General features: G+C 67.4%; 12 protein-coding genes and 1 pseudogene. 7 read left to right on the top strand and 6 right to left on the bottom strand.

Annotation, left to right across the window (positions count from 1 at the left end; translation table 11 throughout):
- Positions 1–573: pseudogene (locus NYZ98_RS41725) on the top strand (hypothetical protein); the annotation flags it as partial.
- Positions 574–736: 163 nt separating this feature from the next.
- Here the strand turns inward: NYZ98_RS41725 and NYZ98_RS40530 are convergent.
- Positions 737–1,591 (bottom strand): helix-turn-helix transcriptional regulator, encoded by an 855-nt coding sequence (locus tag NYZ98_RS40530; protein ID WP_262850757.1) that lies wholly within the window; start codon positions 1,589–1,591, stop codon positions 737–739.
- A gap of 111 nt (positions 1,592–1,702) precedes the next feature.
- Between NYZ98_RS40530 and NYZ98_RS40525 the strand changes: the two genes are divergently transcribed.
- Entirely contained in the window at positions 1,703–2,467 is a 765-nt protein-coding gene (locus tag NYZ98_RS40525) for an SDR family oxidoreductase (protein ID WP_262850755.1), read from the top strand.
- A gap of 115 nt (positions 2,468–2,582) precedes the next feature.
- Here the strand turns inward: NYZ98_RS40525 and NYZ98_RS40520 are convergent, their stop codons facing one another.
- Together NYZ98_RS40520 and NYZ98_RS40515 are read right to left on the bottom strand one after the other, a co-directional pair.
- Positions 2,583–2,921: a hypothetical protein gene (locus NYZ98_RS40520; RefSeq protein WP_262850752.1), complete on the bottom strand. Its 339-nt coding sequence runs from the start codon at positions 2,919–2,921 to the stop codon at positions 2,583–2,585.
- A gap of 235 nt (positions 2,922–3,156) precedes the next feature.
- Complete coding sequence (locus tag NYZ98_RS40515; protein WP_262850750.1) at positions 3,157–3,813, bottom strand: acyl-homoserine-lactone synthase; 657 nt, start codon at positions 3,811–3,813, stop codon at positions 3,157–3,159.
- Between the two features lie 348 nt (positions 3,814–4,161).
- On the opposite strand from NYZ98_RS40515, the gene NYZ98_RS40510 reads away from it, so the two are divergent.
- Positions 4,162–4,620 (top strand): hypothetical protein, encoded by a 459-nt coding sequence (locus tag NYZ98_RS40510; RefSeq protein ID WP_262850748.1) that lies wholly within the window; start codon positions 4,162–4,164, stop codon positions 4,618–4,620.
- Positions 4,621–4,710: 90 nt separating this feature from the next.
- Here NYZ98_RS40510 and NYZ98_RS40505 read toward each other — a convergent pair whose 3' ends face one another.
- Positions 4,711–5,574, bottom strand: a complete 864-nt coding sequence (locus tag NYZ98_RS40505; protein WP_262850746.1) for a hypothetical protein — start codon at positions 5,572–5,574, stop codon at positions 4,711–4,713.
- 381 nt (positions 5,575–5,955) lie between these two features.
- Here NYZ98_RS40505 and NYZ98_RS40500 point away from each other — a divergent pair, with 381 nt between their 5' ends.
- Both NYZ98_RS40500 and NYZ98_RS40495 read left to right on the top strand, forming a co-directional pair.
- Positions 5,956–7,038: an aldo/keto reductase gene (locus NYZ98_RS40500; protein ID WP_262850744.1), complete on the top strand. Its 1,083-nt coding sequence runs from the start codon at positions 5,956–5,958 to the stop codon at positions 7,036–7,038.
- A gap of 300 nt (positions 7,039–7,338) precedes the next feature.
- A complete protein-coding gene (locus NYZ98_RS40495) occupies positions 7,339–8,406 on the top strand; it encodes a hypothetical protein (RefSeq protein ID WP_262850742.1) in 1,068 nt (355 codons plus the stop codon).
- Positions 8,407–8,470: 64 nt separating this feature from the next.
- Here NYZ98_RS40495 and NYZ98_RS40490 read toward each other — a convergent pair whose 3' ends face one another.
- A complete protein-coding gene (locus NYZ98_RS40490; protein WP_262850740.1) occupies positions 8,471–9,733 on the bottom strand; it encodes an endonuclease Q family protein in 1,263 nt (420 codons plus the stop codon).
- Between the two features lie 125 nt (positions 9,734–9,858).
- Positions 9,859–10,149 (bottom strand): hypothetical protein, encoded by a 291-nt coding sequence (locus NYZ98_RS40485; RefSeq protein WP_262850738.1) that lies wholly within the window; start codon positions 10,147–10,149, stop codon positions 9,859–9,861.
- Between the two features lie 342 nt (positions 10,150–10,491).
- On the opposite strand from NYZ98_RS40485, the gene NYZ98_RS40480 reads away from it, so the two are divergent.
- Entirely contained in the window at positions 10,492–11,109 is a 618-nt protein-coding gene (locus tag NYZ98_RS40480) for a hypothetical protein (protein ID WP_262850736.1), read from the top strand.
- A 91-nt stretch (positions 11,110–11,200) separates the two neighbouring features.
- Complete coding sequence (locus NYZ98_RS40475; RefSeq protein WP_262850734.1) at positions 11,201–11,584, top strand: MmcQ/YjbR family DNA-binding protein; 384 nt, start codon at positions 11,201–11,203, stop codon at positions 11,582–11,584.
- The last annotated feature ends 462 nt before the right edge of the window (positions 11,585–12,046 follow it).

The following is a 12,046-nucleotide window of genomic DNA, read 5'->3' as shown; positions in this document are numbered from 1 at the left end:
GGTAGCCGCCACCGGCAGACACGGCTCGATCAACGCCCACTCGGCATCGGTCACATCAAAACGCGCCACATCCGAGTTCTACCAGCCACCGGGCCTCACCTAGATCCGAACTCCGAACAGCTCCTAGTGTCGGTGGCCGGAGCCCGGTGGACGATCGAGGAGTGCTTCCAAGCCGCAAAGAACGAGACCGCCTTGGACCATTACCAAGTCCGCCTGTATCCCGCCTGGTACCGGTACATCACCCTGACCATGCTCGCCCTGGGTTTCCTCGCCGTCACCAGGGCCACGCTCCTTGAGCAACCCGACCCGCCCGGCAGCGACCAGGAACACCATCCAGCAGATGACCCCACGGCCACCACCACAACACGCGCAACGCCACTCCCCGCCGATCAGCCGATCGCGATCTCTGCCAACGAGATCCGCCGGCTATTCGCACAACTGACCCGGCCACCGACCGACGAACACCATGTCCGGCGCTGGTCCCTGTGGCGACTACGCCACCAAACCCGTGCCCGTAGATCCCACTACCAGCGACGACATACCAAAGATCACTTAGTACGGCTGGAGTACTAGAACCATCGCCTGCGCGAAGGGTGGGCGGGCGGGAGCGGCGCCGTCGTCGTCTTCCTTGGCGGGGATGTCGTAGGCCTTTACGAGGGCCCTGTCCCCGCCCGGCACGTGACCTGGGCGGCTGGACCGGTCGGGGCGCGGGTTCGTCGTGTTCGGTCTTGTGGGGCTAGGGGTTTCTTCGGGGTGGGGTGAAGCGTTCTTGGCCTAGGACGGCGAGGAGTTGGAGTTTTTCGTGGGCCTCGGTGCGGGGGGCGGCGGTGAGGACGAGGAGGGATTGGGACTGGTCCTCGGTGAACAGTGCCTGGCAGTCCAGTTCGATCGGGCCGAGTTCGGGATGGATGAGGGTCTTGTGGTCTTCGAAGCGCTTGGCGACCTCGTGCCGATCCCACAGCCCGGCGAACTCCGGGCTCACCTTCTGCAGCGCGTGGACGAGTTCGCCGGCCCGGGACTGGGGGCCCATCGAGCCGTAGGCGGCGCGCAGGTTCGCGACCTGGGCACGGCTCTGCCTGTCGCGGTCGTCCTCGGGGTAGCACAGCCGCTCGGAGGGATCGGTGAACCACCGGTAGATCCCGCTGCGGGCTAGGCCCGTATGGCCGGACTTGTCGCCGAACAGGGCGTCGGCCATCCGGTTCTGCACCAACGTCTCGCCCAGGTTGGACAAGATGAGCGCCGGGGTGTCGTTGAGGCGGTCGAGCACGCGGAGCAACGCGGGGGCCACGTGCGTAGCGTCCGCGACCGAGGCCGGGGGGTTGTGCCCTGCTATCTGGAACAGGTAGTCGCGCTCGTCGCCCGTCAGCCGCAGGGCGCGGGCGAGGGAGGCGAGCATCTGCTCGCTGGGTCTCGGGCCGCGCTGCTGCTCGAGCCGCGTGTAGTAGTCGGCCGACATCGCGGCCAGGGCCGCGGCCTCCTCGCGCCGCAGGCCCGGGGCACGGCGGCGTGCGCCCGAGGGGAGACCGACGTCCTCCGGCCGGAGCGCCTCGCGGCGGCGGCGCAGGAAGTCGGCCAGAGCTCTGCGGTCCATGGTTCCAGTATCCGCCCCGGTCCCGGCGACCGGCGGCCACGAACCAGGGATCGCCGATCCCCCGATAAGTGCTCTCTGAATACCCCCCATCCTGCGGGTAAGGCTGGAAGCATGCAGATTTCAGGAAACACGATCTTCATCCCGGGCTCCACGAGCGGTATCGGCCTCGCCCTCGCGATCGAACTGCAGGCCAGGGGGAACACGGTCATCGTCGGCGGCCGGCGTGCCGAACTGCTGGAGCGGATCGCCGCGGAGCACCCCGGCATCGACACCGTCCAGATCGACACGACCTACCCGGCCGGCATCGAGGCCGCCGCCAAGGAGGTCCTGGCCAAGCACCCGGATCTCAACGTCCTGGTCACGATGGCCGGCATCATGCGCGTCGAGGACTGGCACCAGCCTGAGTCGTTCCTCGCCTCGGCCGAGTCGGTCATCACGTCCAACCTGCTCGGCCCGATCCGCCTGATCGCCGCGTTCATCCGGCACCTGCGGGCGCAGCCGGACGCCACCATCATCACCGTCTCCTCGGGCTTGGCGTTCACGCCACTCAAGATCACACCGAGCTACAACGCGGCGAAGGCCGCGATCCACATGCTCAGCGAGTCGATCCGGCTGCAGCTCGCCGACACGAGCGTGAAGATCGTGGAGCTGGTACCGCCGTCCGTCCGCACCGCGCTGCTGCCCGGTCAGGAGGAAAGCGAGTTCGCGATGCCGCTCGACGAGTTCGTGGCCGAGGTCGTCGCGCTGCTCGAGGCGCAGCCGGACGCGAAAGAGATCCAGGTCGAGCGGGTGAAATTCCTGCGTTACGGCGAGGCGCGGGGTGACTACGACCAGGTCGTGGCGACGCTCAACACGTCCGACCCGCACGGCAAATAACGAGATTGAATGTGCCCTTCTGCTGGTCCGCTCGCCGTCGTGGTCCGGCCAGGACTTTCGACCTCGCGTTTCGCGGCGTCGAGCCCATGATCGGGGATGTTCGCGGGGCCCGTGGTCAGTTCTGGTCGCCGCCGGTGTCCGTCGACTTCGTCCAGTTCATGGGGAGCAAACGCTCCGAGCCGGTCATCCAGGTGGCGAACGCGAGATAGCCGAGCTCGAAAGCGAGCAGGTCTTCGTCCCAGCGTGGCCGGTCGTCGCCGCGCCGGGACATATGCAGTAGCAGAACGCCGCCGGCAAGGTTGAGCCCGGCCCACACGCCGTTCACGACCGGTCCGGACCTCTTCCCGGCCAGTGGGGTTAAATGACGGCGGCCGGTGACGGCGGTGGCGAGATGGGGAGCACTGTTCGCAATCAGCATGCCAGCGAAGAACGACTGAATCCGCGACGATCTCATACCGCGATGCTAGTCAGCAAAGAGCGCCGGAGGGGTGATGGGAATCGTTCATATGGCGCACTGGAAATCGTTCGGATGGTGCTCCGGGAGCTGCGGCCGGCGACAACCGTACGGCGGTCTCTGCGCCGCCGGTGGGCACCGACACGGCGATGGGCTCAGTGCGGAGCATCAGGCTGGAGGGTGCGGCCGAGGGACTCATGCTGTAAGCCCAACCATCTGGCTTTGCTGTCGCCTCTCAGTCGCGAGTAGCCGCACAATCGCCGTCACAATCAGCCTCCGTTTCCGAAACCGGGGGCGCGTTCTCCAGGAAATTCCTGGTCGTTGTGATGTAGGCGGAGCAGAGTACCCGGCCGAGGCGCGCCGCTTTGCCGTCGCCTAATCGCCGGGTGGGAACGCCCATCGCATTCACGCTGCGTTCCAGGGCCACGCCCGAAACCGCTACCACCGCTTCGCCGCGCTGATCGACCCAGCGGAACGCCTCCCAGAGCAGCGCACGGGCGAGTGGGCCGAGACCCGCCTCCACGGTACGAGACCAGGCACGTCCGGTGGCCAGGCGGCTCAGTTCCCAGATGGCCGGGTCACGGGGAGCCTGCCCCCCGCGCAACAGCTCGGAAAAGACCTCGGGGAGCATGTAACGGCCGTCGGTGCGCAGCATCCGGCAACACCCTGTGACCTCCTGGAGGTCCACCCGATGGCTGATCACGTAGACCGGATCGCAGTCATCGTAGAAATCGCGTTCCATGCCGTGAACGCTGTCGACGTCCCAGCGCAGGCGCTCGTGGAACACTTCATGACGTAGGCGGAACATACCGTTGAGTAGCCACACCGGCAGTTCGCCCGTGTGGCCGATGACGAATTGCTGGGCGCACGCCTGAGGTAACGGATCGTCCACGAGAACTCCCTGGGAAATGACCGGCTTTCCCGCCGATTATTTTCTCCTTGTTCGTGGCCTCCCGCTTTTCGGATTGGATTGCGTTGTCGCAGGCGTCGATGCGTACGATGATCACGCTGCAGCGTCGAGGATGGGGAGCCGCCGTGGGACACGTGTTGACCCGGCTGACGTTACCCGCGTTGCGGCGCTCTCACGGTCACGTGATCTTCGTCAGCGCACCCGCTGACGCCTACGCCTGCGAATTGTCCGTGCTGCCATCGCCCTGACCTCTCGTTCGCCGAAGAAGGCGCTCGCGATAGGCGGTTAACGTGGGATGTTCAGCTGGTCGTCGGTCGAAGGAGAAGTGAGATGAGCAGGCGCCTTCCCGAGAGTCCTACCAGTCCCTATGAGCTGGCTGACTTTCCGATCTCGACGCGGTTGGAGCGATGGCACCAGTTGTCCGACCGTGACTTGCATGTGCGGGCGATCGCCACGTTGAAGTCCCGGGGTGACTACGATCCCGGCCGCTACGGCGACGCCGACAAGTACCTGCCGCTGACGGCGGGCGAGCATGTCGAGTTGCTGGTGCTGGGTGAGTCCATCGCGAGGAGCCTCCGGGACCTCGTCCACGTCGACCGGGCGCTCGAAGCGGGCGTGACCTGGCAGGAGGTGGCCACGGCGACCGGTCAGGACGAGCGGGACGCGCGCCGGGACTACCAGGTGTGGGTGGACGATCGGCACGACCTGCACCAGAGTCACCCCGGTGCCACGAGCGGCATGACCGACGAACAGCACGCTCAGGCGACCGCCCGTGCGGCCGCGCGTTGACGCCGTCCCTGACCCTTGTTCGCCAAAGGCCGGCACCGGCGAGTCGCCGTACCGGCCGCGTTTTCCACTGGTGCGGGGTGTGCTTTGGTGTCAGGAGGGGGCGAGGTGGAGGAGGCGGTCGCGGAGGTGGGCGTCCAGGTCGGCCTGGAGCAGGCCGTTGTTGATGGCGGGAGCGCAGCTCATCGTGATCGTCACCGCGGCGGCCGGTCCTTCTGGATAGTCGAATATGAGCCGGATGCCGCGTTCGTGAACGCCAGATATCCCATGGCACATGTTCCGGCTCGGCACGGTGTCCAAGGTGTTCAGCGTCTCGGCCAGGGCACGGGCGACGTCCCTGCCATGCCGCTTCCGGTAGGGCGGCCGTGAGTACGTGGCGTCCCTGCACACTGTGACTCGGCCGGGTCGTCCTGGGACCATCAGCTCGTCCTGGCCGCGGCGGTCGCCGGGTCCTTGGCAGGGGTCGGCTGGTCGCGCGGGCCGCCAGATTCCGTCCCTGTAGGCCGTGGTGATGGTGGTGCCGGCGTACGAGTTGGTGCCGACGGTGCCGTTGGTGGTCCACACGCAGTGGTTGACCTCGTCGGCGCTGCCCACCCACAGGGCGCGGCCGCCGGAGTAGGCGAACCGTATGAGGTAGTTGGTCATCGGTCCCGCCATCAGTGTGCACGGACGCCCCACGTCGGCGGTGGTGACCGGGAGGTACGCGAGGTCACGGGCCATCGGTGCGGCCTGATCCGTCAGGGTTCGCGAGCCGGTCAGCCGCTCACCACCGGGATGCGTGTCGTCCCCGGGGTAGGCGCAGATGAGGGCTCCCTCCGGCGAACCGGGGACGAGCGACGTCTTCACGCCGGCGATGTGGGCGACGGCGGGTACCCAGCCGCCGATGTCGTCGCCGCCCCAGCGTTGTGGGCAGGTGGACGGTACGGGCGGTGGCTCGCCGGCCGATCCCGAGAGCACCGCACTCGCTGTACACACCATGGTCGCCGCGAGGCCGAGTCTGACCAGGTTGGGAAGCCGCACAGTTGGTAGACGTCGATTCCTGTTCGGTCGGTTCAGTTCGTTCGCACCTCTGTTGCCGGCGTCCAGGAATGTCCAGCGGTATGAATTGCCGCTCAGCTGATATTTCGTGTCGGTGTCGCGGAGCACTCCGATGTAGTCGACGTCGCCAGGCGGTGATGATCGACCGCCGGGTCTTCGGTCGGGTTCAGGTAAGCCGGGTTCGCACGATCGGTGCGAAGTCGAGAGGATTGGGCAAGGGCTCGCGTGGATCGGTCTACCACCGGTCACCCGGCTCGCGCTTCCATGGAATCACCATTCCGACACCATGGGAGCACCGAAATGCCGCTCGATCACTACGTCACCCTCGGCCGATCGGGGCTGCGGGTCAGCCCGTTCGCCCTTGGCGCGATGACCTTCGGAGAGGATCCGGGTGGTGCCGGATGCAGCGTCGAGGAGTCTGAGAAGATCCTGGCGACCTATCTGGACCTCGGCGGGAACTTCATCGACACCGCGAACTTCTACACCAACGGCCATTCTGAGAGGATCCTCGGCGACTGGTTCGCCGCCCGGCCAGGAAAGCGCGAGCACGTGGTGCTGGCGTCGAAGTTCTTCACCAACCTGTTCCCCGGGGATCCCAACGGCGGCGGGGCGGGTCGTTCGTCGATCATCGCCCAGCTCGACGAGACCCTGCGCCGGCTGCGGACCGACTATCTGGACCTGTACTGGCTGCACAACTGGGACCGCCACACCCCGATCGAGGAGACCCTGCGCACGCTCGACGACCTGGTCCGGGCCGGCAAGATCCGCTACATCGGGTTCTCCAACACGCCCGCCTGGTTCACCGCCCAGGCCCAGACCACGGCGCTGCTGAAGGGGTGGACCCCGCTGATCGCGCTGCAGGTGGAGTACTCGCTGCTGGCCCGCACCGTCGAGGGCGAGCTCGCGCCGCTCGCGCTCGACCAGGGCATGGCGCTGGTGCCATGGAGCCCCCTGAAGAACGGATTCCTGTCCGGCAAGTACCGGCGCGGCACGCAGGTCACCAATTCGGCCCGCACGCCCTTCGTCGGCCACCCGAGCGACGACGAGTTCGAGGTCATCGAGGCGGTCGCCACGGTCGCCGGCGAACTCGGGACCACCTCGGCGGCGGTCTCGCTGGCCTGGCTGCGCGCCCGCCAAGGCACCGTCGTGCCCATTGTCGGCGCCAGGCGTGTGGAGCACCTGGAGGACAATGTCGCCGGCCTGGAAGTGACCCTCACCCCGGAACATCTCCGCACGTTGGACGCGGTCTCCGCTCCGGCCCTGAACTACCCGGCACCATTGCACGGGGCGCTGCGGGCGATGCTGCAGTTCGCGGGAACCACCGTCGACGGTGAGACGTCCGGCGTTTATCCGCCACTGGTGCAGAGCAACGTCCGCTACTGAGAACCCGGTACCCGCCGGACCGCGTTCTTCCAGGGTGACAATCGACAGGTGAAGCCACTTCAAGTAATGGTTTCTGTCGTTCTGACCTACCGATCCCGGTGATATCTTGACTCCAGTCGCCGCGCGATTCCAGCCGATTCTCGGGGATTGACCGCCGGTCCGTCGTCCACGGTTTCAGGACAACAGGCGGGCCGATTATGGATGCACACAGAATTCAGCGTTCCATTTCCCATGGCCTTTTCGCGTCCCGCCGTGAGGCATACCGAGATCGGAGCTTTCGTGCCCATTGGAGTGATCTTCATGAAACCCACCGTGGTTCGCGACGTGGTGACCGGGCACAGCTACGACGTCCTCCCGGACCAGGCCGTCCACCCGGTGGGCACCATCGTCGAGTACGTCCCGGTCCAGCCGCCCACCGTCGCGAGCGTGAAGGGGCTGGTGGCGGGGACCGTCACGGGGGACAGTGTCTCGACCGACATCGGCCTGAAGATCCCGCTGCGAAGCGACCTGCGAAGCGTCTATCCCGACGGCACCAAGGTCAAGTTCTCCGGCACCCCAGAGCGGGTGTTCGCCCTGGACGCCCTGACCTGGGATCTCGGTGCCCCGGCCCGCCGGGTGGACGTGACGGACAACTCGGGTTCCGTGCCCAAGCCCCTGAGCCGGCTCGGCATCTCCATCGAGCAGGACTCGAAGGACAAGACCGATTTCGACACGAACCAGGCCTACTACCATCTGGGCGCCGCCGGCGCCTGGACGACCCGGGTGCACACCTGCGCCGTGTTCGCGATGTGGAGCAGGACCGCCAGGATCTCCTACCTGTCGCACGCGGACGCCGGCACCAGCCCGGTGACGGTGTCCGAGTACGTCGCCGAGTACCTGGCGCAGGCGGTCAAGGGCGGCGCCGACCTGGACGTCCCCGGTGAGCTGACCGTCGTCATTCTGCTGGCCGACGACACCCTCGGCCAGGACTCCACCTCTCTCCAGGTCCTGTCGCTGTCCCTGAACCACCTGCCCACGGCCCAGGCCGCCGCCGTCTACCGCAACGCCCGGTGCCACCTCATCCAGCCGGACGACTACGTGGTCGTCCAGGCCGGCGGCCCGCCCCGGGTGCTGCTCCTCCCGGACACCCGGGTGACGTACCTGCTGAAGCAGTACACCCGCTCCCCGACCCCCGCGCTGCGCGACCTGCTGGCACAGTCCGTCCCCGCTCCGGTGCCCATCGCGTGGCCGCGGTTCGAACCGACATTGATCTTCGACGCGGCGCAGGGGGCCAAGGCGCAGGGCCACGACACGTTGCTGCCGGTGTTCGCCCGGCTGGTGGGCTACCGGGACGGCAACGAGGCCCGGCAGAGGCTCTGGGGGAGCTGACCGGCCCGCGTGACCAGAAAGTCCAGGCTTGCCGGAAGCCCGCCGTGGGCAGAAGTCCGCCTGGCTAGAAGAGCGTCGGAGGGTCGTCCGGGTCCGGGTTCTTGGGCTCGTCCGGTTCGAAGACGTGGATCGCGCCGAACTCGCCGTCGTAGCCCGGGTCCTTGGTCACCTCGCCGCGGCGGAGGCGGGCGACCGCTTCCGCGAGCCGCGGTGCGTGCACGGCGATGTCGTCCACCGGCAGCTCGTCCAGGATCGCCAGCTCAGGGCCCATGGCGGCCGTGAGCCGGTCGACCTCGGCGCGCACCCTCTTGCTCTTCGGCCCGACACCGAAGATCTCGCCCACGATCTCCGGCAGCGGGACGAGGTTGCGGAAGCCGGCGGCGCCGTCCGGACGGAACCCCGCCGGCCTGTCGGCCAGGTCCTCGACCCGGCTCAGCACGCCGACCGTGAGCTTCCTCCCGCATACGGGGCAGATCCCACCATGCCGCCGCGTCTCCTCGGGGTCCATCCGGACGCCGCACTTGCGGTGCCCGTCGACGTGGTACTTGCCCTCCTCGGGATAGAACTCGATCGTCCCCGCGAGCCCGTCGCCGGTCCGCAGCGCCCGCAGGATCGCGAAGTAGTCCAGATCGGTCTCGAACACCGTGGTCTCGCGGGCGACGATGGGCGGCGAGTGGGCGTCGGAGTAGCTGACCAGCCGATATCCGTCGAGTCCTGAGACCCGCCAGTTCATGGCCGGGTCGCTGGACAGCCCGGTCTCCAGCGCGAAGATCTCATCGGTGAGGTCGCCGTAGCACTCTTCGAGGGTGTCGAATCCGGACTTCGAGCCGAACACGCCGAACCACGGGGTCCAGACGTGGGCGGGCACCAGGTAGGCGCCGTCGCCGCTGCTCAGAGTGGCTTCCAGCAGATCACGGGAGTTCAGGCCGACGACGGGCCGGCCGTCAGAACCGAGATCGGCGATCCGCCCGAGTTTGGCGTTGAACGCCTCGGCCGCCTCGAAGTCCGGCATGTACACCAGGTGGTGAATCTTTCGGGATCGCCCGCCCTGGGGGTAGATCGTGGAGACCTCCACCGACAGCATGAACCGCACCTGGGCGGCCGCGACGCTGGGCGGCAGCGTACGGGAGATCTCCCGGTCCGGCTCCTCGCGTAACCGGAAAAGTCCCGGTTCGGCCGGTACGAGGTCGTCGCGCAACCGGTCGAACCAGGCCGGGTGCGTGAAATCACCGGTGCCCAGCAGCGTGACGCCCTTGCGCCGCGCCCACCATGTCAGATGTTCCAGATCGCTGTCCTTGCTACAGGCGCGCGAGTACTTCGAATGCATGTGTAAGTCGGCATGAAAACGCATCGCGACATTGTTCCACAGGCCGGAAATATGCGCAGGACAACCGTTTCAGTGGAAGTGAACGCGTACGTGCTTCATCGACGGAATGCGGCCCACACGAGGGGTCAGTCGCACTGGACGCCGTTGACGAAGCCGGGGGTTATCGGGGTCACGCGATTGCAGTGGTAGATGCCCGAGGGGACCCTGATCGTCCCGGGTCCTGGCTGGCCGGTCGCCGGTGTGCAGCCGTGGGCGAGGATCTGCAGGGGTCCCAGGATCGCGATCACCGGGACGAACGGCGTTCCGGTCGTGCAGGTGTACGCGACGTCCGCGTGGGCGGCGGGGGCCATTGCCGGGAGGGCCATGAGGGTGGCGATGACCACCACGAAAGCGCGTGCGCGTCTGGTGATTTTCATCATTATGTGCCTCTTTTCGGAAAGGCGGCGGGGCCGCGGAATGGGTCGGGGGTACGGGGCATACCCCTGGAATTCCGCCAGGATGCGCGCCGTCCATCACATGGCCGCATATGGACATACCGTTCATCTCAAAGATGGACTTGGGGGCAATATTCGGTTCATGGGTGCTGAGAGATGTTCTGCAGATAATTAGTGAGTATCAAACTGGCATTTGTTCCGACCGACCATGGATCGTTCATTTGGTGGAATGTCCGGCACGTGTTCGTAGGGGTGGTCCGGCCACCCCTATGTGGCGGCCACCCCTGTGTGGCGGCGCGTCCGCTGGGGGATCACGCTGTAGGTATGAACGCGAACGAGCTGACGACGACGCGGCGGTCCCTCCACGTCGTCGCGGAACTGATCTTGGCCGGGCCGCAGTACCGGCGGAGCGGCACCATCCGCCTCCGTGTGACGCCTGGAGGATTCGCGACGATCAGCGAGCCCGACCTGCGGGTCGAGGGGGGCGAGCTGGTGGTCGGGTCCGGGCGGCTGCCGCTGGACGGGGCGACCGTCCAGGAGCTGGGCACGGCCACGGGGGCGGGCGCCGGGGCCCCGGCGGAGCTGTACGCCGACGGGTCGGGCGGCTCGCCGGAGGACGTCCTGCGGGTCGACCCCGCCGCGGCGGCGCATCTGGAGGCGAGCCTCTCGCTGGGCGAGGAGGCGCTGCGCCGGCTGGCCCCCGATCTGACGCCCGTCCTGTGGCCGGAGCACTTCGACCTGGGGGTGACGCTCGACAAGGTGAACTACGGCGTCTCGCTCGGCGACGGCCATCTCGGCGTGCCCTACGCGTACGTCGGGCCCTGGGAGCCGAGGACCGGCGACTTCTGGAACGCGCCCTTCGGCGCCTCGCGTCCGCTCAGCGAGCTCGATGACGTGTCGGCGTTCTTCGCCGAGGGCCGTGAGCGGGCGGCGTCCGCGTGAACGGTGATGGCGGCGCCTGGGGGTCGCGTCCTTTGACGTGCGCGACGATCCCTGGGGCGTGTTCGGGTCGGCCGAGGATGACAATTAGGACATGAACGAATGGCAGCAGATTCGTGAGCGGCTGCGCGAGTTCGCCCTCGGCCTCCCTGAGGCCCATGAGGACTTCCCCTGGGGCGAGACCGTGGTCAAGGTCAACAAGAAGGTGTTCGTCTTCCTGGGGATGGACGAGGCGACGGAGAAGTGGGGGCTCCAGTTCTCCGTGAAACTGCGCGAGTCGAACGGGTACGCGCTCGACCTGCCCGGCGCGAGCCCGACGGGTCACGGGCTGGGGAAGGCGGGATGGGTCACGATCCCGTTCGCGGACGGCACCCCTGACGCTGACGTGCTGTGCGAATGGGTGGAAGAGAGCTACCGCATCGTCGCCCCGAAACGCCTCGTCGCCCTGCTCGACTCCCCCGGCTCCCCCGACTCCTGAACCGGTGAACGCCCGCTTGGACGGACGGCGGCGCCCGCCGTCGCAGAGGAGGACGCCACGTCCGTTAGAGCGCCGAAGGCGAGAACTTTTCACTGGCTCGGCGCCGTATGAGGCGCCGGAATCGCCGTACCCCGTCTCACCGCGTCGGCGCCAAGGACATGCCAGCGTGTGCGAGGGGATGATCGTGAGACCGGGGCCGGGAGTTGAGGGCCTGGGCTCCGAGGCGGGAGTCGGGTGCTGAGGGTGGGGGGTCGGGGGGTCAGTAGGGCAGGGGAAAGGCGGCAGGGCCGATAGGCCTTGGGGATACTGCCCGAGCCGAAGGCGAGGACCTTTTCACCGACTGGGCGCCGTATGAGGCGCCGGAATCGCCGTACCCCGTCCCATCGCGTCGGCGCCCAAATACACGCCAGCGTGTGCGAGGAGTGATCGTGAGGTTCGGGGGTCGGGTGTGGGGGGGCCGGG

The sequence above is a fragment of the Sphaerisporangium corydalis genome, from assembly GCF_025506355.1.
In the GTDB taxonomy this organism is placed as follows: domain Bacteria; phylum Actinomycetota; class Actinomycetes; order Streptosporangiales; family Streptosporangiaceae; genus Sphaerisporangium; species Sphaerisporangium corydalis.
This window is presented reverse-complemented; position numbering and strand designations above follow the sequence as displayed.

Coding starts and splice junctions, on each gene's coding strand:
- NYZ98_RS40530 (WP_262850757.1), bottom strand. CDS start 1,591: ATGGACCGCAGAGCTCTGGCCGACTTCCTGCGCCGCCGCCGCGAGGCG.
- NYZ98_RS40525 (WP_262850755.1), top strand. CDS start 1,703: ATGCAGATTTCAGGAAACACGATCTTCATCCCGGGCTCCACGAGCGGT.
- NYZ98_RS40520 (WP_262850752.1), bottom strand. CDS start 2,921: ATGAGATCGTCGCGGATTCAGTCGTTCTTCGCTGGCATGCTGATTGCG.
- NYZ98_RS40510 (WP_262850748.1), top strand. CDS start 4,162: ATGAGCAGGCGCCTTCCCGAGAGTCCTACCAGTCCCTATGAGCTGGCT.
- NYZ98_RS40500 (WP_262850744.1), top strand. CDS start 5,956: ATGCCGCTCGATCACTACGTCACCCTCGGCCGATCGGGGCTGCGGGTC.
- NYZ98_RS40495 (WP_262850742.1), top strand. CDS start 7,339: ATGAAACCCACCGTGGTTCGCGACGTGGTGACCGGGCACAGCTACGAC.
- NYZ98_RS40490 (WP_262850740.1), bottom strand. CDS start 9,733: ATGCATTCGAAGTACTCGCGCGCCTGTAGCAAGGACAGCGATCTGGAA.
- NYZ98_RS40485 (WP_262850738.1), bottom strand. CDS start 10,149: ATGAAAATCACCAGACGCGCACGCGCTTTCGTGGTGGTCATCGCCACC.
- NYZ98_RS40480 (WP_262850736.1), top strand. CDS start 10,492: ATGAACGCGAACGAGCTGACGACGACGCGGCGGTCCCTCCACGTCGTC.
- NYZ98_RS40475 (WP_262850734.1), top strand. CDS start 11,201: ATGAACGAATGGCAGCAGATTCGTGAGCGGCTGCGCGAGTTCGCCCTC.